Origin of the sequence: Advenella kashmirensis W13003 (assembly GCF_000506985.1) — a bacterium.
In the GTDB taxonomy this organism is placed as follows: Bacteria; Pseudomonadota; Gammaproteobacteria; order Burkholderiales; family Burkholderiaceae_B; genus Advenella; species Advenella kashmirensis_A.
The window spans coordinates 533,758-554,504 of the sequence record NZ_KI650979.1 but is presented as its reverse complement, the minus strand read 5'-3'; the positions used below and the strand labels follow the sequence as shown (position 1 = coordinate 554,504).

General features: G+C 53.7%; 20 protein-coding genes and 1 pseudogene. 12 read left to right on the top strand and 9 right to left on the bottom strand.

Features of this window, described 5'->3' with window-relative positions:
- Positions 1-29 precede the first annotated feature (29 nt).
- Together W822_RS26725 and W822_RS26720 are read left to right on the top strand one after the other, a co-directional pair.
- Complete coding sequence (locus W822_RS26725) at positions 30-938, top strand: 2-hydroxyacid dehydrogenase (protein ID WP_051401583.1); 909 nt, start codon at positions 30-32, stop codon at positions 936-938.
- Between the two features lie 59 nt (positions 939-997).
- Positions 998-1,417, top strand: a complete 420-nt coding sequence (locus W822_RS26720) for a YchJ family protein (protein WP_024003588.1) — start codon at positions 998-1,000, stop codon at positions 1,415-1,417.
- A 23-nt stretch (positions 1,418-1,440) separates the two neighbouring features.
- Here W822_RS26720 and W822_RS46660 read toward each other — a convergent pair.
- Positions 1,441-1,554, bottom strand: a pseudogene (locus W822_RS46660) (aldolase); the annotation flags it as partial.
- Positions 1,555-2,661 carry a tRNA 2-selenouridine(34) synthase MnmH gene (gene mnmH / locus W822_RS26715; protein ID WP_024003587.1) on the bottom strand — a complete coding sequence of 369 codons (1,107 nt, stop codon included), beginning with the start codon at positions 2,659-2,661 and terminating at the stop codon, positions 1,555-1,557.
- 228 nt (positions 2,662-2,889) lie between these two features.
- On the opposite strand from mnmH, the gene W822_RS26710 reads away from it, so the two are divergent.
- Positions 2,890-3,258, top strand: coding sequence for a hypothetical protein (locus tag W822_RS26710; protein ID WP_155848072.1), 369 nt, complete (start codon positions 2,890-2,892; stop codon positions 3,256-3,258).
- Positions 3,259-3,382: 124 nt separating this feature from the next.
- Here W822_RS26710 and W822_RS46085 read toward each other — a convergent pair whose 3' ends face one another.
- Both W822_RS46085 and W822_RS26700 read right to left on the bottom strand, forming a co-directional pair.
- Positions 3,383-3,541: a DUF1328 family protein gene (locus tag W822_RS46085; RefSeq protein ID WP_024003585.1), complete on the bottom strand. Its 159-nt coding sequence runs from the start codon at positions 3,539-3,541 to the stop codon at positions 3,383-3,385.
- Positions 3,542-3,632: 91 nt separating this feature from the next.
- Positions 3,633-4,886, bottom strand: a complete 1,254-nt coding sequence (locus W822_RS26700) for a LysR substrate-binding domain-containing protein (protein ID WP_024003584.1) — start codon at positions 4,884-4,886, stop codon at positions 3,633-3,635.
- A 192-nt stretch (positions 4,887-5,078) separates the two neighbouring features.
- Between W822_RS26700 and W822_RS26695 the strand changes: the two genes are divergently transcribed.
- A complete protein-coding gene (locus tag W822_RS26695) occupies positions 5,079-6,299 on the top strand; it encodes a CaiB/BaiF CoA transferase family protein (protein WP_024003583.1) in 1,221 nt (406 codons plus the stop codon).
- A gap of 52 nt (positions 6,300-6,351) precedes the next feature.
- A complete protein-coding gene (locus W822_RS26690; RefSeq protein ID WP_024003582.1) occupies positions 6,352-7,323 on the top strand; it encodes a Bug family tripartite tricarboxylate transporter substrate binding protein in 972 nt (323 codons plus the stop codon).
- Positions 7,324-7,337: 14 nt separating this feature from the next.
- Here the strand turns inward: W822_RS26690 and W822_RS26685 are convergent, their stop codons facing one another.
- The 3 genes from W822_RS26685 to W822_RS26675 all read right to left on the bottom strand — a co-directional run bounded on the left by W822_RS26685 (position 7,338) and on the right by W822_RS26675 (position 9,037).
- Positions 7,338-7,769, bottom strand: coding sequence for an SRPBCC family protein (locus W822_RS26685; protein WP_024003581.1), 432 nt, complete (start codon positions 7,767-7,769; stop codon positions 7,338-7,340).
- Positions 7,766-8,083 carry an ArsR/SmtB family transcription factor gene (locus tag W822_RS26680; protein WP_024003580.1) on the bottom strand — a complete coding sequence of 106 codons (318 nt, stop codon included), beginning with the start codon at positions 8,081-8,083 and terminating at the stop codon, positions 7,766-7,768. Before W822_RS26680 ends, W822_RS26685 begins: the two co-directional genes overlap by 4 nt.
- A 66-nt stretch (positions 8,084-8,149) precedes the next feature.
- A complete protein-coding gene (locus W822_RS26675) occupies positions 8,150-9,037 on the bottom strand; it encodes a LysR family transcriptional regulator (protein WP_024003579.1) in 888 nt (295 codons plus the stop codon).
- Between the two features lie 139 nt (positions 9,038-9,176).
- Here W822_RS26675 and W822_RS26670 point away from each other — a divergent pair, with 139 nt between their 5' ends.
- The 6 genes from W822_RS26670 to W822_RS26645 are packed head-to-tail and all read left to right on the top strand — an operon-like array spanning position 9,177 to position 15,438.
- Positions 9,177-10,685 (top strand): ABC transporter substrate-binding protein, encoded by a 1,509-nt coding sequence (locus tag W822_RS26670; protein ID WP_024003578.1) that lies wholly within the window; start codon positions 9,177-9,179, stop codon positions 10,683-10,685.
- 39 nt (positions 10,686-10,724) lie between these two features.
- Positions 10,725-11,663 (top strand): ABC transporter permease, encoded by a 939-nt coding sequence (locus W822_RS26665; RefSeq protein WP_024003577.1) that lies wholly within the window; start codon positions 10,725-10,727, stop codon positions 11,661-11,663.
- The gene (locus W822_RS26660; RefSeq protein ID WP_024003576.1) at positions 11,660-12,499 is read left to right on the top strand and encodes an ABC transporter permease; all 840 of its coding nucleotides are present in this window, start codon (positions 11,660-11,662) and stop codon (positions 12,497-12,499) included. Before W822_RS26665 ends, W822_RS26660 begins: the two co-directional genes overlap by 4 nt.
- Positions 12,496-13,488 (top strand): ABC transporter ATP-binding protein, encoded by a 993-nt coding sequence (locus W822_RS26655; RefSeq protein WP_031242061.1) that lies wholly within the window; start codon positions 12,496-12,498, stop codon positions 13,486-13,488. Before W822_RS26660 ends, W822_RS26655 begins: the two co-directional genes overlap by 4 nt.
- Positions 13,482-14,480, top strand: coding sequence for an oligopeptide/dipeptide ABC transporter ATP-binding protein (locus W822_RS26650; protein WP_024003574.1), 999 nt, complete (start codon positions 13,482-13,484; stop codon positions 14,478-14,480). The genes W822_RS26655 and W822_RS26650 overlap by 7 nt, the downstream gene beginning before the upstream one ends.
- 10 nt (positions 14,481-14,490) lie before the next feature.
- The gene (locus tag W822_RS26645; RefSeq protein ID WP_024003573.1) at positions 14,491-15,438 is read left to right on the top strand and encodes a serine hydrolase; all 948 of its coding nucleotides are present in this window, start codon (positions 14,491-14,493) and stop codon (positions 15,436-15,438) included.
- Between the two features lie 15 nt (positions 15,439-15,453).
- On the opposite strand, the gene W822_RS26640 is transcribed toward W822_RS26645, so the two are convergent.
- Positions 15,454-17,691 (bottom strand): xanthine dehydrogenase family protein molybdopterin-binding subunit, encoded by a 2,238-nt coding sequence (locus W822_RS26640; protein ID WP_024003572.1) that lies wholly within the window; start codon positions 17,689-17,691, stop codon positions 15,454-15,456.
- Between the two features lie 12 nt (positions 17,692-17,703).
- The gene (locus tag W822_RS26635) at positions 17,704-18,177 is read right to left on the bottom strand and encodes a (2Fe-2S)-binding protein (RefSeq protein ID WP_024003571.1); all 474 of its coding nucleotides are present in this window, start codon (positions 18,175-18,177) and stop codon (positions 17,704-17,706) included.
- Between the two features lie 555 nt (positions 18,178-18,732).
- Between W822_RS26635 and W822_RS26630 the strand changes: the two genes are divergently transcribed.
- Positions 18,733-20,739, top strand: coding sequence for a type VI secretion system Vgr family protein (locus tag W822_RS26630; protein WP_024003570.1), 2,007 nt, complete (start codon positions 18,733-18,735; stop codon positions 20,737-20,739).
- Positions 20,740-20,747 lie beyond the last annotated feature (8 nt).

Below are 20,747 nucleotides of genomic sequence, written 5' to 3'. Positions count from 1 at the left end.
GCTACGCGCCGCAGCACTGGACGATTAACATGGCTTCGTCATACGAGGAAACCCATCAGAGAACGCTGATTGCGGAGGCCGACATGATCCTGGCCGGCTGGGCGCCGGTTCCGGCCTGGATGTTCAAGGGTCGATACTTGCGTTTTGTACAAAAATTCGGCGCGGGCTATGACAAAATCGATCTTCAGGCAGCTCGCGACAACGGCGTGGGGGTCGCAATCGCCAGCGGTATGAATGCCGACCCGGTGGCCGAGCTGGTTGTATTTCTGATTCTGGCTGTCTATCGCCGATTCCGGTATCTGGACGAAACGATTCGCGCCGGGCAGTGGGTCAAGTCGGAAATGCGCGCCAAAGCGCGCTCGCTGAGTGGCAAGACCGTGGGTATTGTCGGGCTGGGTGCGATCGGCCGCGCAGTATCCGGGCGGGTACAGGCTTTCGATGCGAAGGTCATCTATCATAATCGCGTTCGCCTTGGCGAACAGGAAGAAACGAGATTGAACGTCATCTACTGCACGCTGGATGAGCTGATCGAAAAGGCAGATATCCTCTCCTTGCATTTACCTCTGACGCCCCGGACGCGCGGCCTGATCTGCGCAGAGAAAATAGCAAGGATGAAATCAGATGCGATTATCATCAACACCGCCCGGGGCGAGCTTATTGTAGAAGACGATCTGGTCGAGGCGTTGCGCAGCGGTCGAATTATGGGCGCTGGCCTGGACGTGTTCGGGACGGAGCCAATAGGCGTGAACGATGCCTTGCTGGAACTTGATAATGTCGTGCTGACGCCGCATATCGGAGGCGCGGTGCTGGATAATGTAGGGAATATGGCTGTTCACTGTTTTGACAACATGACACGCTTCGTACGGGGTGAGCCGTTATCTGCCAGCGATGTGATCGTAGAATGGGAAGATGCTCTTAATAAGACCCGTCATCCGTGACTGGAAGAAAGATTGCTTCATATTGTATATACTTCGCTATCAATATTTTTTCATGACTAATGGCGAAAGCAAACTCTTCTTTGATACAAAGCGGCTGCCCTTGCGGAAGCGCCGCGAGCTATGCCGACTGCTGTGGGCGCTGGCATCGCGGCCCGCTTCGTCTCATGGCGCCCGATGCAGCAACGCTCATGCGTTCGCGCTATACGGCTTTTGTACTGGATGAACTGGACTATCTACTGGATACTTGGCACCACAGTACCCGTCCGGTCACCCTGGAACCTAACCCCGCTGGCATGAAATGGCTGGGCCTGGAGGTGCGTAGCCATAACCAGGATGACGGTGATCATGCGACGGTGGAATTCGTCGCGCGGTCCCGCCATAGTGGCCGGGCGGACCGGTTGCATGAAATCAGCCGGTTCTTGCGGGAAGAGGGGTGCTGGTTTTATGTGGACGGGGATTTCATAAAGAAAGAAAAATAAGACGGGTCCCTTCGGAGCCAGACGGCTGCTCTTTCAAACCTGACGTCCGGTCCACACGCATCTTTGCCTGTTACCAGCAAGCCGTGGTGCGACAGCAAAATTGTTTTTTTGTCGCCCAGCGCAGCGGAAATAATTTTTCAAACGTTTTTTGCCGCGAAATGCCGCAGATATTCCATCACCGCCACCCGATCACCCCTGAATACAATGCGCTCACCATGGCTGGCAAGCTGGTGCAAGTACATGGGGTCGTAATATTCGCGCAGCAGTCCTTCGATCCAGGCACGATGCCTGTCTACTGATCCGTTTTTTTGTTGTTCTGCCAGTGCCTCGTCCATCATGGCCGCCAGGCGCTGGTAGCGTTCCGCTCCCAGGCGTTTCACGATATTGCGCAGGCTCAGGCGCAAATGGTCGGCAAATGCCGCAAACCCGGAGTCAGCACCCTGCAGGGCGATGAACTCGGCACACAGGTCGACCACGTAATCCTTCAGGATACGTGCGGCCCTGTTTTCGAAACTGTCTTCCAGGCACACCAGAGGGTGCTGCAGGATCGTCTGGCGCAGTGCCAGCGGCAGTGAGCATTGTCCAACCATGCGGCCCTCGTCCTCGACGACGAAAAGGTGATGGCCTCTTGTACGTTTTTTCAGCAGATCGATGGCCAATGTGTTTTCAAAGTCAATCTGCGCAGGCTGTGGCGTTGCATGTTTGCCGAAGCTGGATCCACGATGATGAGCGTGGGCTTCCAGATCAATGGCATTGTCCAATTCGGCAAGCAACTCAGTTTTGCCGCAGCCGGTGAGTCCGCCAATGGCAATAAAATCGCATTCGGCTGCTGCCGAGTCGATTGTCTCAATGAGGAAGTTGCGCATGGCCTTGTAGCCGCCCGGCACGCGCGGATAGTCGATGCCGGCTTCTGTTCTGAGCCATTCCTGCGTGATCTTTGACCGTAACCCGCCGCGAAAACAGTACAGATAGCCTTCGGGATGCGCCTGCGCGAAGGCGGTCCAGGCCGCGATGCGTTCGGACTTGATCTTGCCCGAGACCAGCTTGTGCCCCAATTCAATCGCCGCGTCCTGGCCATTTGTCTTGTAGCAGGTGCCGACTTTCTGTCTTTCATTGTCGTTGAGCAATGGAAGGTTTTGTGCATGAGGAAAAGCGCCCTTGCCGAATTCGACGGGCGCGCGCACATCCATGAGCGGCAAATCGTTCAGGAAGAGGCGTTGGTATTCATTTTGTTGCGGTTGCATCTTACTTTCTGGAAAGGTGTCTGTTCAGAAGCATAGCGCAAAAAAAGGGGCTTTCGAATGCATTCTATTTCTCTTTCCAAGAAATTTGTCGGGCACTGTTGATGTCCAGCGCAAGACAGTACGCCTTTGGGAAGAATGGTACGAATGCATTGTGCATCTTTATTATATTCTATGAGTGCTTGACGACTGCTGTATATTAAACAGATATACCGCAATCTTAGGACTGTCATGCAAATCTGCCCGAAATGCTCCACTGAGCTGGAACCAGCGGTAACGAGTTGTGTCGCATGCGGCTTTCACCTGGATCGTCCAGAGCGTAGCGCATTAGGAAAAATACTCAAATGGATGTTCGTTCTGTTCAATATCGCAATGGTCGTTTGGGTTCTTGTGGCCATGGGCGTATTTGAATCTGTTGATCCGGACACTCAGAAAGAGGCATTGCCCCATGGCACCGAGCAATCAGCTGGCATTGGTGTGTCAATGATCGTAATGATCTGGCTGATTTGTAACGCCGTTTTGGGCGTGCTGGTTTGGGATACCAGAGCAAGAAAGCGAGCCTTGCGCGAGTCAACCAATCAGCTTTCGGAAGAGGATTAATTGCCCGCCGTGTCGTCAGGTAGTATATCGGATGCGGTGGCAGGTGAAGAGGGGAGCTCTTCACCGATCAAAAGGGAATCCAGCTTAATATCTCATTTCCCAATAGTCGCGTTTGACCAAACGTTTATCTTCCTCGACCAAAGAAGAAAGACGCGATCGCCAATATCAGGAAAACGACAAACAGGATCTTGGCGATAGAAGCGGCGCCTGCTGCGATACCACCAAACCCCAGAACGGCGGCTATGATAGCAATGATAAAAAAGACAATAGCGTAATGGAGCATAGTATTCCTTCATTGAATGACCTAAAAAAGGTCGGTGATTTTATGATCAAGGCCACGAAAAAAGCGGCCGAAGCCGCTTTCTCGTATAGGTTTACTGGTTTTTATTCCAGAAATCATTCACTTGTTTTTCTGCTTCTTCTTTGGTTTTTCCATATTTTTCTTGCAGAATGCCGGCCATTTTCTGAGCGCTCCCGTTGACTTGAGCGATATCGTCATCGGTCAATTCTCCCCAGGTCTGCTTGAGAGAGCCTTTTACCTGTTCCCATTTTCCGGCTGCAATATCTTTATTCATAGTGGTACTCCTTGAAAGTGTTTGAGGCAAATACCTCTCTGTCACTATAGCAAACCTGTCAATACCCTGGTTTGTAACCGTCGAGTTGCAATTTTGTGACGCGTGTCCAGTGGTCTCCATCCGATCGTTAACGCCGAGTTGCTTCAGGAAAATTGAAATGATTTTCTTTTCCGGCTCATTTTGCACCCGGTTTTTTTTCAAAATGATAGATACAGGATTCGGTGCTTTGGGGAAAGGGAGGTCCAGCACTTCGACCAGGCCGATGCCGGAATAGTGCTTCCCGACAGATAAAGGCGCCACCATCAAGCAGTCAGTATGAGCAATCAGGCGAATATTCGAGTGAAACGAGGAGGAGACATATTTAGCTTCCGGCGGCGTCATGCTGCGTTGGATGAAGGCTCTGGAAAAATTACGCCAGGTCAGTGTGCTTTGGACAGGCAAAACCCATTGTGCCTTGGCAATATCTGACCAGCTTACCCGTTTTTTTGCGAGCAATGGATGTCCGTGTCTAACCAGGACACAAAGCTTCTCCTCGAATAGGCGAATATATTCAAAAGCGTCTGTCTCATGCCCATAAGAAGAATCAAATGGGAAGCTGGCCAGCACCATGTCAATTTTCCCCTGAGCCAGTTCCTCCAGAAGTATGGGTACATTTCGCTCCACAAATACCAGCTTCAGATTAGGCATGATCAAGTTGATGGAATGGAGTGCCCTGGGCACGATTTCCAGCATCATCATGGGTGTGACACCCATGGTGAATTCAATTTTCCCGTTCAGAATTTGTACTACTTCATTGTCTGCGCGTGTCAATTCGTTAAGTATCAGCCTGGCGCGACCGATGAGGGTGGTGCCGACAGTATTGGCGGCGAGGCCTTTTTTTGTCCGCACAAAAAGCGGCGTGCCAAAAATTGATTCGATCTCATGCAGCATGCTTGTCAAGGCCGGCTGGGTCAAATGCATCACTTTGGCGGCGCCATGCAAAGAGCCGGATGTCGCTATGGCATCGAGCAGGGCCAGGTGTTTAATACGCAACTGAAGTAATTTGCTGTTCATTCCGAATCACTATATTGGTAGCGCCGTAACAGGGATGCACGCTTTTCGTTGCAATTCAAATTGCAACTTATGATCAAGTATTTTTATCACAATATACATTAAATCCATTATTCATTTATCAATATTTTCATTAGACTTGAGCGCATTCATCAAAGTAGATAGCCCGTACTTGCCCGTTTTCAGGAGTAAAAAGTGCAGCCTTTAAAGAATGTGCGTGTCATCGACCTGTCGCATGTCATCGCAGGCCCCACAGCATCGCATTACCTTGCCTCGCAGGGAGCCGAAGTGATCAAGATAGAGCATCCGAAGGCAGGAGACTCTCTGCGTTACAGCGGGAAGATCAAGCTGGACGCAGGAATCTCACCGTCATTTGCCGCCATCAATGGTGGCAAAAAATCTCTGGCGATTGATCTGAAAAATGCCGCTATGCTCGATAGCGTTTATCGTCTTGTAGAGACGGCCGACGTATTCATCGAGAATTTCAAGCCGGGCGTTGTCAGAAAATTGGGCCTGGATTTTGATAAATTGACCGCGATTAATCCTGATCTGATCTATGTATCTATTTCAGGGTATGGTCAAAAAGGGGATCTTTCCCAATACGGGGCCTATGATCATGTCGTTCAGGCGCTGACGGGCATGATGATGTTGGGGGGCGAAGGCAACCAGCCATTGAAAGTGGGGTTTCCTGTTATTGATTCGGCGACCGGCATGGTGGCGGCACAAGGTGTTCTTGCCGCATTGTTCCAGCGCGAGCGTAGCCGCGGCGCAATCTACCTGGATATCTCCATGGCTCAGGCTGCAGTACAACTGATGCTGCCTCAGGTTTGTCGGGTACTTGCGCAGGCCGAAGATATGCCTCGTGTTGGAAATCGCGGCTTTTCAGAAAGTCCGGGCGCTTCGACGTTCCAGTGTTCAGACGGCTGGATATCGATTGCGGCCAATACTTCAAAGCAATTTCACGCGTTATGCCGTGTTCTGAATATTTCGCAGCTGGCCAGTGATCCGCAACTGATCGATCAAAAGACAATGACAGGCGAACATGGTTTTGTAAAAGCGGTAGACGGTCAGAAAGTGCAGAAAATACTGTCTGAAGCCTGTTTGAAAGCCGAGAACCGGAAATTGGAATCAGATTTGAACCGGGAAGGTGTGCCCGCGGCTCGCGTACGCACCGTCTTTGACTTTATGGATGAGGCCTTGCAAGGGGATTTACTTTCGTTGTCATATCAACAAGTCCAATACCAGAACGGAATGGCCGCGAACTTCCGGAACGGGTATATCAGCAATCTGGACGACGAAACCCCACCGTTATATGCGCCAGCTTTGGGTGAACATACTGAACAGATTCTGTCGCAACTGGGCTTCGGATCAGAAGAGCTTGAGGCCCTCAGAAAAGAAGGAACCGTGTTCTTTTAGAGGTATCCGAAACAGGATGAATAATTAATTATTTTTTGTGGAGACTTGTTTAATGAGATATGTATTAACACGCATTGTGGGGATAGGACTGATGTTCATCGGATTGAACGCCCATGCTGCCAGTCATTACCCGGAGCGCCCGGTGACATTGATTGTACCGTTCTCTGCAGGAAGCGGAAGCGATACTCAGGCGCGTATCCTGTCGGAAAGTCTGACCGGACAATTAGGTGTGCCGATTGTTGTCGAGAACAAACCGGGTGCAAACGGAACAATCGGCGCAAGTTTTGTCGCCAGAGCGAAACCCGATGGATACACATTTTTGCTGGGTAGCGCGACCACCAATGCAGCCAACCTATCGCTTTATCCGAGTAAGAGAACCGGGTTCGACGAATCATCTTTCGTCATGGTCGGCGTATTGAGCCGTGGCATTATCGGTATGTTTGTTCCTTCCAGTTTCGGCTGGAAATCGGTGGACGAGTTTCTGGCTGCTGCCAGGAACGGAACGGCGCCCAGCCTGACTTGCGGCAGTGGCAACTCCGTGACGCAGGTTGCGTGTGAAATGTTCAAGGTCACTGCGGGCGTGGACGCGGTCACCGTTCCTTATAAGTCGAACGGGCAGTCGCTTAACGACGTCGCAGGCGGGCGCGTGAGTTATGCATTTTCGGACAGGACGGCAGCGCTGCCATATATGAACGGCAAACTTGTGCGTTTGCAGGCCGTCAGTGCCGATACACGTTACGAAACGCTGCCGGAGGTGCCTACGCTGGCGGAACAGGGGGTACCCGATATGCTTTTTTCAAGCTGGACCGGTGTTTTTGCCCCCGCCGGTACACCGCCGGAAATCGTGCATAAAGTCAATGCAGCGATCAATACATGGCTTCGCTCTCCATCCGCCGCCAGCCTGTTTGAAAAAACCGGCGCGTCTTTTCAAGAGACAAGCGTGGACGAGTCTGCCGCGTTTTATCATGCGGAAGCGTCTCGCTGGGAAAACTATATCGAGAAAACCAAGGTCAGCGTCAACTGATTTGGCAAATCCTGTCAATCGGTTCTGCCGGCCACCTCTTCCAGTTTCCCGAGAAATTGTTCCCATCCGGCTTTTGCACCGCCCAGCGCCTGCTTCTGCTCCGGTCGAAAGCCCGCCTGTTCCATTCGCAGCAGCGTACCTTTGCCGGTTGGCGTAAGAGTAAAGGTGACGATGCTTCGCAGATCGTAATCGGGATTGTCATTGACGAAATCCCAGGTGTAGGACAGGACCCGATTTTCCTCTATGGTCAGGACCTCGCAGTCCAGCGTGCCGCCCCAGTCTCCCTGAAGTTTGAAGCGATGGCCGACGGCGAGGTGAAAGTCGTTTTTCATAAGCCATTCCGCGATCAGGTGGGGAACGGTGAGCGCACGCCAGACTTTTTCGGGAGGGTGGGAAATCTCGCGCTCGATGATGACAGAGCGCATTTCAGATGTATTGTCGTTCATTGGTCTATCCTTTGGAGAAGGGATTCAAGATCGTCAAACCGGCTTTCCCAGAAACCGGCCATTTTGCTTGTCCAGTCCACCAGCGGCACCAGGGCACTGCGTTGTGCGCTGTAATGAGTCTGGCGCCCTTCATGGCGATCCAGGACAAGTCCCGCTTGTTTCAGGACCCCCAAGTGCTTGGACACAGCGGGTTGCGAGACACCGGCTTGCGCCGTAAGCGCCGCAACTGTCTGTTCTCCGTCGCGGCAAAGGCGCTCGAAGAGGGCGCGTCGGGTCGGGTCAGCAAGCGTTCGAAAAAGCAAATCGTATGACATGAGTGATACATAGCCCATTGGTTATGAATTAAAATCATAACTGAATGGTTATGTTTTTGTCAATACTCAGAGCGGAACGGTACCGTTTGTGTGCCCCTGGCGGACCAGGCGCCGCACGCCGCCGATAAATTGCCTTTCCAGTGTGCTGGCTGGCCCCTGCTCCCGGTAGATCGCTACCAAATCAAGGGTGATAGGGGGATCAAAATAAACGTACCGGGTTTTGTCCTGGAGAACGAAGCGTGCGGTGAATTCATCGACAATGGCCAGCCGATCTTCGTATTCGGCAAGCGCGGCGGCGACGTAATAAGTCTCGACCTTTACCTGATTGGTGAACTGGTGGGGGACGGCCATGGATTCGATGATCCGGGTGACCGGGTCTCCTGCGGAATAGGTAATCAGCTTTCTGAAATCGATCTCGTGCGTATCTGTCGCCCGTTCTCTTTGCGGCCCGGCCAGCACCATGTTCACTTTGGCGATCGAAACGTTTGAACAATCCGGGTAGTCGTCCGGCTTGAACGTAAAGGCGATATTGATTTCGCGCGACCGCAGCTTTCTGACCAATTCCGTTTCATGGCCGGTCGTGATTTCAATATTGATATCCGGATAGCGCTGGCGAATGAGCGAGACGGCCTGCGGAATCAGGTGCAGCCCAAGACTGGGCAGGCAACCGAGTTTGAGCGAGCCTGCCGGATGTTGATGAATATTGGCTGCCAGCGAACGGATGTGGTCGAGCTGGTGCACCATTTTTTCTATTTCCGGCGCCAGCGATTGGGCTTCAGGCGTCAGCTTGAGTCTGCCTTTGACGCGTTCGAACAATTTGAAGCCAAGTTGCAGCTCGGCATGACCGAGTGTCTTGCTGACTGCTGATTGCGAGATATTCAACAGGCGGGCAGCGCGGCTGACCGATCCGGTGGTTCGAATCGCATGGAAAATTTCAATATGTCTGAGCTTCACCTGCACTCCAAGGTATGAGTTTTATTCATGGATGATATAACTTTTTTCCTTTGCGCATGGCAGAGAATGGCTTCAAAATAGCTTTGAACCGCAGATTTTTCATTTTGTCATTACCGCAGGGCATTACCCGGAGACCGTTATGATCAAATTGCATTCGTTGTTGAAAGTTGGTATTGCCGTTGCCTGTGCACTAAATATGGCTCAGGCCAGCGCCGATCAATTTCGCCTGGGAATTGCAAAGGATTTGCTGACACTGGATCCGATCGCATCCAGCGATAACCCCTCTATCTGGACCCAACTGCTGATCTATGACCAATTGGTCAGGCCGTCGGCGGACGGAACCAAAATCGAAGCGGGGCTGGCCGACAAGTGGGAAATCAGTCCTGACGGCAAGACCTATACCTTTCATCTCCGGGAAAACGCAAAGTTCAGCGATGGCAAGCCGGTCACTGCGGACGATGTTATTTTTTCCCTGAAACGGGCGGCGGGAGAGAAATCCGGTTGGGCAAGGTTTTTCAAGCCGATCACAGGGTTCGATCAAGTTGACGACCGAACGGTCAAGCTCAGTCTGGATGCGCCGTTTACACCGATGCTCAATAATCTTGCCCTGTTTTCTGCCTCTATCCTGCCGGCCGCGCAGCTGCAGGAAAAGGGCGATGGCTTTTTCGATGCGCCGGTGGGTAGCGGACCTTTTTCGCTGAAGGCTTGGGAGAAAGGCCAGCGCGTATCACTAGATAAAAATCCCAACTATTGGCAGCAAGGAAAACCTGCGGTGCAGCAGGCCAGTCTGGAAATCATCGGCGATGACAACGCCCGTATCCTTAAGCTGAAAGCGAAGGAGCTGGACGCAGCGATGGATATCCCGTTTAACCAGGTTGCCATGCTGGAAAAGGATCCGAATATCAAAACGGCCGTCGCCAAAGTGTTTCGCACTGATCTGGTGCAGCTCAACACCACCAAAAAGCCGTTTGATGACATTCGTGTTCGCCAGGCGCTGAACTATGCCGTTAACAAACAAACGCTGATCCAGGGAGTGTTGAAAGGCAATGGTGAGCCCGCGGCGTCTTCTTTGCCTATCATGGCGCATCACAATACCGATATCAAACCGTATCCCTTTGATTTGGCAAAGGCCAGGCAATTGCTGAGCGAAGCAGGGCTTGCCGACGGCTTCAGCGCAACCTTGCTGATTCCCGCAGGTGACGTGACCGCAAGGCAAGTCGGGCTTGTCATACAGAATGCGCTTGGCAAGATCGGCGTAAAGATCCAGCTTCAGACGATTGAAAGCGGTTCCCAATTTACGACGACCAAAGCGGGCAATTATGAAATGTCGCTGACCTACACCACCAGCGACACAATTGACCCTGACCAGTTGATCGGATTTACTGCGGTCAATCCTGAGCGGGCCAATGCCTTGCATACCAACTGGAAAAGCGATCGTGTCAATGCCCTGTACGCGGAGGAACGCAAAACGCCTGAAGGCGAGGCGCGTGGGCGCTTGTTCCAGGAAGTTGAAGCGATTGTGAACAAGGAAGCGCCGTTTATTTTCCTGTACCACCAGGGGGTGCCGTACGCCTATCGTTCCAATGTCGAGGGGTTTCGCGTGCTGCCCACTTCCAATTACAGACTTGAAGAAGTCCGTGTAAAGTAATCGAAGAAACGGGGAGCCAGGGAACTACAGGGGCGGTTCATGATTTTGCGTTTTATTGTCTTGCGGCTGGTACAACTGATTCCGGTCCTCCTGGGCATCACGATTCTGGCGTTTCTGCTTTTGCGGGTGATGCCCGGCGATCCGGCAACGTTGCTACTGGGCAGTCGCGGTACCGCCGAAGATATCGCCCAGCTTCAGCGCCAGCTGGGCTTGGATAAACCACTGATTGTCCAATATTTCCAGTTTCTCCTGGATTGCCTGAGAGGCGATTTTGGCACCTCCATTGCATTCAAAACCTCTGTGGGGCCGCTGATTTTTGAACGGCTTTGGGTGACGCTCCTGCTCGTGGCATATAGTACGGTCATCGCGATTGTACTGACGATTCCCCTGGCTTTTCTGGCGGCCTTGCGCAAAAATTCGGCGACCGACAATCTGATCAAATTTCTGTTTATCTGTTTTATGTCGATGCCGGCTTTCTGGCTGGGAATCCTGCTGGTGCTTGTGCTGTCGGTCTATGTTCCCTTGTTTCCGGTATCCGGGCTCGGTAGCGGCGTACTGGGGGTTTTGCATTCTTTGTTCCTTCCCGCGCTGGTGATCGCATTAAGCACGGCGGCCCTGACTGTTCGCTCCCTGAGAAGCTCGATTATCGCCGTGTTGAACGCCGACTACATTGATACAGCCTATGCAAAAGGGATGACGCGGATGCAGATTCTCCGGCGGCATGTGTTCCGAAATTCGCTGCTCTCGACGATATCGGTGCTGGGGGTTCATACCAGTTGGGTTATCGGCGGTACGGTTGTGATTGAAGCGGTCTTTGCTCTGCCGGGCCTGGGCGGGCTGATGGTTTCGTCCATTGCTGCGCGTGATTATCCCATGGTCCAGGGACTCACAGTGACTTTCGCGGTTCTGGTCGTGCTGATCAACCTGGCAGCCGATCTTGCCTATGTGATTGCCGACCCCAGGGTGGAGATATCATGAGCACGATATCGACTACGTGGCGCAGCAGTCGGCTCGCGCAGAACTATTCATTATGGATCGGTTTGGTGCTGTTGCTTGCCCTGATCCTGGTGGCTTATGTCGTACCTGCGATTTTCCGGATTGATACATCTGAAATCAATTTTGATAGCGCCCTGCAGGGTCCGAATCTGCAGTATCTGTTCGGGACAGACGATCTGGGTCGGCAGGTATTATGGCGGGCGATTGAAGCGCTCAAGACCGATCTGGAAATTGTGGCCGTGTGCGTGTTGATTCCATTTGTGACCGGGTCGCTGATCGGGTTGTTGTCCGGGTATTTGGGCGGGTGGTTCGATACGCTGGTGATGCGCATTGTCGATATTGTCTGGGCGTTTCCGTTTTATGTGCTGGTGATCGCCATTGTCGGTTCACTGGGACCCAGCACGCAGAATATGTACCTGGCATTCACACTGGTGGTGTGGGTTTCATTTGCAAGGATTGTACGCGGCGAAGTCCTGCTGGTCAAAACCACGGAATATGTCCAGTCAGCAAGAGTGATGGGCTACAGCCACTTGCGGATTCTGTTTCTGCACATTCTGCCTAATGTGATTACTCCGGCCATTGTGTTCATGATGGCCGATGTTGTATTGACCATCCTGGCTGTCACCTCCCTGGGGTTTCTTGGGCTGGGGATTCAGCCGCCGACGCCTGAGCTGGGCGTCATGATCTCCGAAGGACGCAATTACATATTCGATGCGTGGTGGATGTCGGTTTTTCCGGGCGTTATGATTATTTATATCGGCGTGACGTTTTCGCTGCTGGGCGATGGCATCGACAACCAGTTGAGGGTGAAATCATGAGTACGATGATGGATCACGTGCTGAAGGTCGAGGATCTGCATGCGGGCTTTGGCAAGCGGGGGCATGCTCAAATGGCCATCGAGGGGGTCTCTTTCCAGGTGAAAAAGGGCAGGGTATTTGGCCTGGTTGGTGAGTCCGGCTGCGGTAAAAGCACGACTTGTCGTTCTATTATCCGGCTCTTCGGCGGGGCACCCTTTGTCATTGAACAGGGACAAATTCTGTTTGACGGAAAGGACCTGGCGGCGATGAATGAGCAGCAACTGACCGATATCCGGGGACGCAAAATCTCCATGATTTTCCAGGACCCGATGACTGCGCTGAACCCGACCATGCGGGTGGGCGATCAAGTGGGCGAAATAGTTCGGCGCAATCAGCCAGCGCTGTCGTCCGGCCAGGTTCGGGAAAAGGTGGTGGTGCTGCTGCGTGAAGTCGGCATCACTTCGCCGGAGCGTCGCTACAGTGCGTGGCCGCATGAGTTGAGCGGCGGTTTGCGTCAGCGGGTCCTGATCGCCATGGCATTGTCCTGTGCGCCAGAGTTGCTGATTGCCGATGAACCGACGACCGCCCTGGATGTCACGATACAGGCGCAGGTCTTGCGATTGCTGCATGAACTGCGTGCGCGGGTGAATATGTCTGTGTTGCTGGTGACACACGATCTTGGCGTCGTTGCGCAGCATTGTGATGACATGGCAGTCATGTATGCCGGCAAGATCGTGGAAAGCGGCAGTGTCGCCGAGGTATTTGCCAAGCCCAGGCATCCATACACGCGCGCGCTGCTCAACGCCTTACCGGCGCATGTCGATCCGCAGCATAAATTGCAGCCGATTCCTGGCGAGCCGCCGGCGGCCGGGCATTTTCCTGATGGTTGCCGCTTTCATCCCCGCTGCCCGTTTGCAGTTGAACGATGCCTGCGAGAGATTCCGGAAAATGAAACCCTCACCCAGAATCACGCGTGTGCTTGTCACCGCAAGGAGGATGCGTTGTGGTAAAGGTTTCCGACTCTCCTGTTCTGCTGACCGTCGATAAACTTGAGAAGCGCTTTGGTGGCCGGCGCAGGCTTGGCGACATCCTGGGCGGAAAATCGGCCAGTGTCCTGCATGCTCTTAAGGGCGTGTCGCTTCATGTAAAAAAAGGCGAAATCGTCGGCGTCGTAGGCGAGTCGGGCTGTGGCAAAAGCACGCTGGGAAAGTGCATTATCGGCCTGCAACGTCCGTCAGGAGGAACCGTTACATGGTCAGGCGGCAGGCCGGTAGAGCAACTGTCGCGATTTGAACGCAGCACGCGAATGCAGATGGTTTTCCAGGACCCGTACTCGTCGTTGAATCCGCGCTTCCCCATTGGGGGAATGCTGAAAGAAGCGCTGGCCACGCACCGGACGACGGCGGCCAGGATCGATTTGAATGCCGAGGTTGACCGGCTGCTTGGGATCGTCGGGTTGCCGTTGTCATTAAAGCAAAAATATCCTTATGCCCTGAGCGGTGGCCAGCGCCAGCGCGTCTCAATCGCCCGGGCGCTGGCGGTCAAACCGGAACTGATTATTGCCGACGAACCCGTGTCCGCACTGGATGCCTCTGTCCAGGCGCAGATTATCAATCTGTTCGAAGAGATACGGCGGCAATTGCAAGTTGCGTTTGTGTTTGTCGCCCACGATCTGAATGTGGTCAAACGCGTGAGCGATCGCGTTCTGGTCATGTATCTTGGGGAAATTGTAGAGGAAGGCACCAAGGAGGATATTTTTTCGACGCCACGTCACCCCTATACAAGGGCACTGCTTTCAGCGATTCCTATTGCCGATCCCTCGGTCAGATTGCCATCAACGATTCTGGAGGGCGAATTGCCTGATCCTCATGACACCATGGCCGGATGTGCCTTCTCCAGTCGCTGCCCCTATGTAAAAGAGCCATGCCGGCAAAGCCATCCCGGTCTGACCGGCGTATCGGACACACACCGTGCCCGCTGCATCCGGCTCGCCGAAATCTAGAGGATCGTCCATGTATTATCAACAGACAGAACAGTCAATGCAAATCGGGCAGCAATTGCTGACGTTTGCCAGGCAAGCGTTTGCGCCGCTGGCGCACGATGTGGCGGATTCGGCCATCACGCTGCATCTCTTTCCAAGATCGGCCCTGGACGGGAATGCGCCGCAGCTTGAAGGGTACTCATGGCAGGGCGAGCGGGCGTTTTATCCCGCCAGTGTCGTCAAGGTGGCTTATCTGGCGGCGGCACAGGCCGCACTCCGTGAAGGCAGGATGGCCGCTCATGCTGAATTGACGCGCGCTATGACAGATATGATACTTTGGTCGAGCAACAACGCGACCAATTACGTTATTGACATGCTATCGGGTACCACGGGCGATACGCTGCTGCCCGCGAATGAGATGAAACAATGGCTTGAGCGGCGCCAGGGCGTAAACCTTTTTTTCCGGGATTTGGGCTGGCCGCAAGCCGGCAATATCAATATTTGTCAGAAGCTGATGGATGACGACCGTTATGGCAGGGAGAAAATATTTGTCACCTTGGACGGAAAGAACAATCACAATCAGCTTAACACTGATTTTGTCGCCCGCCTTTTAAGCGAGATCTGTACCGGCGCGTTTCTTGATCCGTCGATCAGTGCGAGTGCCGCAACGTTGCTGAAAAGACCACTTGATCCGCAATTGAGGAGCATGCCGCATTACCAGGTTGATGGTTTTCTGGGCGAGCGCTTGCCGCAAGACCTGCAATACTACTCCAAGGCGGGATGGAATGGCTGGACCGGTGATAAGCTCGCCAGTTATAACCGGCATGACAGCGCGCATTTTCTGATACCGGAAAACCATTGCCGCGCTTACCGTGCTATCACAGTTGTAGTGTTCTCCCATGGAAAGGCCGTGTCCGAAGACACGACCTTTCTGCCCCGGATCGGTGAAGCGCTATTCGAACTATTGGCGCAATACTGATTTGGGGCAGGGTCGTCAAGCCAGTTTGAACGGCAGATTGCGCACCGGTTTTCCTGTCAGGCTGGCGATCGCGTTCGCGAAAGCAGGGGCCAGCGGAGGCAGGCCGGGCTCGCCCATGCCGGTGGGCGGTTCGGCGCTTGGCACTATATGGATGGCGATTTCGGGAATGTCGGTGATGCGCGGTACGCTGAAATCACCGAAATTGCTCTGTTGCACTTCGCCATCTTTAAGTGTAATGGCGGCGCCGGGCAGGCACATAGACACTCCCATGACGGCTGCGCCCTGTACCTGCGCTTCCACGCTGCGCGGATTCACCGCAAGATTGCAGTGAACAGCGGCCGTTGCGCGATGCAGCACGGGTTTGCCATCGGCGACAGAGGCTTCCACGACATAGGCAACGACGGAGTCAAAGGATTCATGTACTGCAACGCCCCAGGCGCGCCCCTCAGTCAAGGCAGTTTTGCCGTAGCCGCTGCGTTCGACAGCCAGCTGCAATGCCGCCTTGTGACGCGGGCTTTTGTCTCCGAACAGGGCCAGTCGGTACGCCACAGGATCCTGTTTGGTTGCGCGCGCAATGTCATCGATCAGCGTTTCCATCACGAATGCGGTGTGGGTCGAGCCGACGCTGCGCCACCACAATACCGGTACATTCAGTTTTGGATGATGGACGGTGAGCTTCATGGGTATCGGGTAAGGGTTACGCATGCCTTCAGTCGCTGTGGGGTCGATACCATTTTTGATCATGCCTTCAAGCAGAGTGCCTGCGACGATGGATTGTCCGATCAGGACATGGTCCCAGGCTAGCACCTTGCCTTTTTCATCGAATCCGATTTTTGCACGGTGAAAATGCATGGGGCGGTAGTAACCCCCTTTTATGTCATCTTCCCGACTCCAAAGCGTACGGATCGGCACGGTCAGTCCGGCAGTGCGGGCGGCTTTGGCGACTTCGCATGCTGATACCACAAAATCGCTTGTACCTACACCGCGCCGGCCAAATCCGCCGCCGGCCGTCTGTACGTTCACCTGAACCTGCTCGGGCTTGATGCCCAGAACGCGCGCGGCTGCCGCGCCATCAATGCCCGGCATCTGGGTACCGACCCAGAGTTGCGCCCGACCCTCGGATAATTGAACCGTGCAGTTCAGCGGTTCCATGGGGGCATGGGCGAGGTATGGGAAGACGAATTCGGCTTCCAGCTGATGCGGTGCTTGCGCCAGTGGCGCCATATCCGCCTCGAACTGCATGGCGCCCGGACGGTTTGCCAGCTCGCGGTATTGGCTTAGCTGCTTCTCACTGTCGACTTTTTCAACACCGGCGGTATCCCATTGCAGTTTGAGCGCGTCGCGCCCTTGCTTGGCCGGCCAGTAGCCTTCGGCAATGACGGCGACGCCTTCGCCGCCGCGGTCCAGCGGTACGCGCAGTACGGCTTTGACGCCTTTGACGGCCTTTGCCGCAGTGTCATCCAGACTGGCGGGTTTGGCTCCAAATACGGGGGGACGCGCGATCACTGCAGTCAGCTGGCCGGGCAGATGCATGTCGATACCAAAATCCTGCTTGCCACTGCTCTTGGCTTTGGCGTCAATACGATTGGTTGCCCGGCCGATGATGCGGAAATCTTTGGGATCTTTGAGCGTGACTTTATCGGGCACGGGAAGCGCCATGGCGGCTTCGGCCAATTCTCCATATCCGGCCTTGCGGCCGTCGGGGCCGATGACCGTTCCGGCCTCGGTGCGCAGGCTTGCTGAGTCCACATTCCAGCGTTCGGCAGCCGCGGCCAGGAGCATCGAACGGGCACGCGCACCCAGCTCGCGGTATTGCATGTAGCTGTTTTTAATAGACGTAGAGCCGCCGGTAAGGTGTACGCCCATAACAGGATCCTGGTATGCGATGTCGGCGTTGCCGTTGCGGCTGCGTACCAGGTCCCAGTCAGCATCAAGCTCTTCGGCCAGAATCATGGGCAAACCCGTTTGTACGCCCTGGCCAAATTCCAGACGGTTGATTGTGACGGTGACTTCACCCTCAGGAGAAATATGTACGAAGGCAGAAGGTTGCTGATTCGGCTTGAGCGCCTGTTTTGCCGTGGTCTCGGCGTCTTTTGCCAGTAGCGTCTGGGGAAAGGCGCCCAGCGCCAGGCCGCCGATGCCGATCATTTTGAGAAAGCTGCGGCGAGGAAGCGCAGCAGGCATATCAATGGGGCCGCGTTCAAGCATGTTCTGTAATGCGCGCGGGAGATCGATCAGGTTGTTGTTCAGCATGGAAGGCTCCGGTCAGGCAAGAGATTGAGCAGCATCGGCAATGGCCGCGCGGATACGGGTGTAGGTGCCACAGCGACAGATGTTGCCGGCCATCGCCGAGTCAATTTCATCTGCAGTGGGTTGTTTGCCCTTGGGCTGGCTTTTCAGAAAAGCCGTCGCGCTCATGATTTGGCCGCTCTGGCAGTAGCCGCATTGCGCCACGTCATGCTTGACCCAGGCCTCGTAGACCGCTGTACCGACGGGATCGTTGCCACCGGTCACTTCTTCGATCGTTGTGATTTTTTTGCCTTCGGCTGCCGTGACCGGCGTGACACAGGAGCGAATGGCCTGGCCATCCAGGTGTACGGTACAGGCGCCGCACAGTGCTGCGCCACAGCCGAATTTGGTTCCCGTCATCTCCAGTGAATCGCGCAATGCCCAAAGAACGGGGGTACTGGGGTCCACATCAATCGTGTGATCACTTCCATTGATATTGAGGGTGCTCATGGTGGAATAACGCTCCATAAAATAGTTGCATTTGTGTATCTGCAACGACTTGCATCGAGAGGGGGAGGGGAAATCGGAAAAAGACGGGATTTACTGGCGCGACGCGGACACAGCGCTGAGGCTCTTTGTCGCGCTCAAAAATATCGCCCGCCCATTATAGATTGGGATGCATCGAATCGATTGCACGATCTTCTGTAAAATTTGCCTAATCTGCTGGTCAGGAAACCGGGCGGACCGGTGTTTTCATTTTGGGCTGATCTGCTGCCACGACGCCTTCGCCTGGATGCCCTGTGATGCAAGCGGACGCCTGGCTGGCATCTACCACAAGTTTAATAATTAGCAATTGAAACAAATTACCCCAATTCAAGCCGGAAGAAACAGGTTGTTACTTAATCGGTAGATACAGCAATTGTATTTAAGAACGTTGTTTCGTACATTCCAATATAACAAGTCATTTCATTGAAATATAAAAAAATATAACTAAATTAGTAAGTTACAAAGTATTGCTTTGAGACAACCGCCGCTGCGCGCCCAGTCAGACACAAGGAAATATCTGTGGATATCCCAAATTCGATTCAGTTTCGTTCAATTGTTGTTCGTACTCCTTTGGGCGCAAGCCTGGGCTTTCGCCGGATGGATGGCTCCGAAGGGCTGTCCCAGTTGTTCGATTTTGATGTCGAATTGATCGCGGACAATTACAACGTCGACCTCAAGAGCCTGCTGGGCAAGCCGTTGACAATTGAAATGGAAACGCTGTCCGGCTCCCGCTTTCTGAATGGGCAGGTCACCCGTTTTGAATTGATCGGCCGCGAGAATGCCAGTTCGCGCTACTATATATACAAAGCGACCGTACGCCCCTGGCTGTGGTACCTGACCCAGACTTCGGATAATAAAATTTTCCAGCAGAAAAGTGTGCCGGATGTCATCAAGGAAGTGTTGGGAGAATACGGGTATCCGTTTGAGATGAAGCTCAACGGTTCATACCGTAACTGGGAATATTGCGTCCAGTATCAGGAGACCGATTTTGCGTTTGTCAGCCGCCTCATGGAACATGAGGGAATTTATTATTACTTCAGGCATGAAGACGGCCAGCACACGCTTGTTATGACAGATGACATTTCATCGCACAAGGCTACGCCGGGATATGATTCCATTCCCTACTATGGCCCTGATCGCTTAGCCCGTCCCCAGGACGAGTATATTTCCATGTGGGAAGTCGTCGCTCAAATCACGTCCGATGGTTATGCTACAACCGATTACGACTTCACCAAACCGGGGGCCAGTCTGGATGCGGTTTCCAAACGTTCCGGCGGGTCGGAAAACGGTAATCTGGAAATCTACGAGTGGCAGGGCGGATTCCAGGAACCAGACCATGGCGAGCAGTATTCACGTGTCAGATTGCAGGAACTGCAAAGTGTGCAGGAACAGGTGCGAGGCATTGCCAACGCCCGGGGCGTTGCGCCTGGTTATACCTTCAATCTGAAAAACCATCCCAGAGAGTCCGAAAACAAAGAGTATCTGGTCGTTTCCGTCAATTACCGGATGAGCGTATCGGGCTATAGCACGGGCACGGGTTCTGAGGATTTTTACGAGGAATCTTTTATTGCGCTGCCAGCGTCGGTCCAGTATCGTGCGCCACGCACCACCCCGATTCCGCGCACCCATGGTCCGCAGACTGCGCGCGTTGTAGGGCCAGCAGGCGAAGAAATCTGGACGGATAAATATGGTCGCATCAAGGTTCAGTTTCATTGGGACCGTTACGGCAAGAAAAATGAAAACAGCTCCTGCTGGGTGCGCGTGTCCAGCCCGTGGGCGGGTGGCGGCTTTGGCGGCTTGCAGCTGCCACGGATCAAGGACGAGGTTGTGGTCGATTTTATCGGCGGATGCCCAGACCGACCGATTGTGCTCGGACGCGTCTACAACGCGAACAATATGCCGCCCGTAGAATTGCCGGGCAGTGCCACGATCAGCGGGTTCAGGAGTCAGTCGGTGTTCGGCGATATGGGCACCACCAACATGATGCTTTTTGATGACACATTAGGCGCCGAGCTGGTGACGCTCAAGTCGCAAATGGACATGGTCATCAAGAGCCTGGCATGTGCCGATCTGTGGATCGGATGTGATATGAAAACCTATGTTGGCGGAAATTCTCATACGACGATTGGGCAAAGCGAGTACAAGAAAACAGGCGTCGAGCGTCACGACCATGTCGTGGGACAGACCAAGGCAAGTTATGAGGGTGGCCTGCATCAGAACGTAAAGGCTGCCACCGTTGAGCGGTATGAGAATACACGGGATGTGACCACAAAGGGCGCCTTCAAAGAGCTGCGTCAGTCAACCTATAACTCCAAGACAAACGGTGCGGTGACGATATCCATGCTCGACGATGCCACTATTTATATTAAGGGCAATGCCAACATGCACGTGCAAGGGAATATGAATCTGGTCGTGGACGGAGAGTGGACAGCCGACGCCGCGCCTGCGCCCGATGATTCTGGCGCACCGGCGACGCCTGACGCACCTACGGATCCGGTCATGCCAACGCGTTGCCATCCAAAATAGGACTGCGC

Bases quoted from the DNA above. Each gene is read 5' to 3' on its own strand.
- W822_RS26725 (WP_051401583.1), top strand. From the start codon at position 30: ATGGCTTCGTCATACGAGGAAACCCATCAGAGAACGCTGATTGCGGAG.
- W822_RS26720 (WP_024003588.1), top strand. From the start codon at position 998: ATGGCGAAAGCAAACTCTTCTTTGATACAAAGCGGCTGCCCTTGCGGA.
- mnmH (WP_024003587.1), bottom strand. From the start codon at position 2,661: ATGCAACCGCAACAAAATGAATACCAACGCCTCTTCCTGAACGATTTG.
- W822_RS26710 (WP_155848072.1), top strand. From the start codon at position 2,890: ATGCAAATCTGCCCGAAATGCTCCACTGAGCTGGAACCAGCGGTAACG.
- W822_RS46085 (WP_024003585.1), bottom strand. From the start codon at position 3,541: ATGCTCCATTACGCTATTGTCTTTTTTATCATTGCTATCATAGCCGCC.
- W822_RS26700 (WP_024003584.1), bottom strand. From the start codon at position 4,886: ATGAACAGCAAATTACTTCAGTTGCGTATTAAACACCTGGCCCTGCTC.
- W822_RS26690 (WP_024003582.1), top strand. From the start codon at position 6,352: ATGAGATATGTATTAACACGCATTGTGGGGATAGGACTGATGTTCATC.
- W822_RS26685 (WP_024003581.1), bottom strand. From the start codon at position 7,769: ATGAACGACAATACATCTGAAATGCGCTCTGTCATCATCGAGCGCGAG.
- W822_RS26680 (WP_024003580.1), bottom strand. From the start codon at position 8,083: ATGTCATACGATTTGCTTTTTCGAACGCTTGCTGACCCGACCCGACGC.
- W822_RS26670 (WP_024003578.1), top strand. From the start codon at position 9,177: ATGATCAAATTGCATTCGTTGTTGAAAGTTGGTATTGCCGTTGCCTGT.
- W822_RS26665 (WP_024003577.1), top strand. From the start codon at position 10,725: ATGATTTTGCGTTTTATTGTCTTGCGGCTGGTACAACTGATTCCGGTC.
- W822_RS26660 (WP_024003576.1), top strand. From the start codon at position 11,660: ATGAGCACGATATCGACTACGTGGCGCAGCAGTCGGCTCGCGCAGAAC.
- W822_RS26655 (WP_031242061.1), top strand. From the start codon at position 12,496: ATGAGTACGATGATGGATCACGTGCTGAAGGTCGAGGATCTGCATGCG.
- W822_RS26645 (WP_024003573.1), top strand. From the start codon at position 14,491: ATGTATTATCAACAGACAGAACAGTCAATGCAAATCGGGCAGCAATTG.
- W822_RS26640 (WP_024003572.1), bottom strand. From the start codon at position 17,691: ATGCTGAACAACAACCTGATCGATCTCCCGCGCGCATTACAGAACATG.
- W822_RS26635 (WP_024003571.1), bottom strand. From the start codon at position 18,177: ATGAGCACCCTCAATATCAATGGAAGTGATCACACGATTGATGTGGAC.